The following is a 653-nucleotide window of genomic DNA, read 5'->3' on the forward strand; positions in this document are numbered from 1 at the left end:
TGTTCGATAGTAAACATATCGTTTTTACCGATGGTATCTAACTTTTTATTATCTCAATCATAGATAAAATTTCAGTCATTGAGTAGAACAAATGGGTAGATAATCATGACTCGTAACGAACGAATTTTCCACGCAGTACTTTTTGAATTGATGGCGTTAGCGATCATTGTGCCTGCAGCTGCGTTGATCACAGGCAAAGGTTCAAGTGATTTGGCGTTAGTAGGGATCGGTTTGAGTTTGTACACCGTAGTTTGGAACTACATTTACAACTTGTACTTCGATAAGTGGTTTGGCAGCAACCGAGCAGACAGAAGTTTAGCAATGCGCCTTGGTCACACCGTTGGGTTTGAAGGTGGGTTGATCTTTATTTCTATACCTGTGATCGCATGGTTCTTGGAGATTACGCTCCTTCAAGCATTGATGCTCGAAGCAGGGTTTCTAGTCTTCTTCTTGTTTTACGCCACTGGCTTTAACTGGTTGTACGATAAAGTTCAACCGTTTGGGAAAATGAGAAAGTTACTGGTGTAGCCGAGTGAGATTCCCCAAATGCGATTGAAGTAACTAGAAAAAAGCCACCGTATTTCGGTGGCTTTATTGGTCAGTGGGCGGTAGTTATTCTGCAGAAAGTACGCGTAAGATTTTGTCTGCGTGTT

At 41.7% G+C, this 653-nt stretch carries 1 protein-coding gene; it reads left to right on the forward strand.

The genetic code is table 11. From position 1 onward, the window contains the following. Window positions 1-105 precede the first annotated feature (105 nt). Window positions 106-528 carry a PACE efflux transporter gene (locus tag R8O10_RS25670; protein WP_005495699.1) on the forward strand — a complete coding sequence of 141 codons (423 nt, stop codon included), beginning with the start codon at window positions 106-108 and terminating at the stop codon, window positions 526-528. The last annotated feature ends 125 nt before the right edge of the window (window positions 529-653 follow it).

It is taken from the genome of Vibrio sp. 1727 (genome assembly GCF_033344415.1).
Taxonomy (GTDB): Bacteria; Pseudomonadota; Gammaproteobacteria; order Enterobacterales; family Vibrionaceae; genus Vibrio; species Vibrio alginolyticus.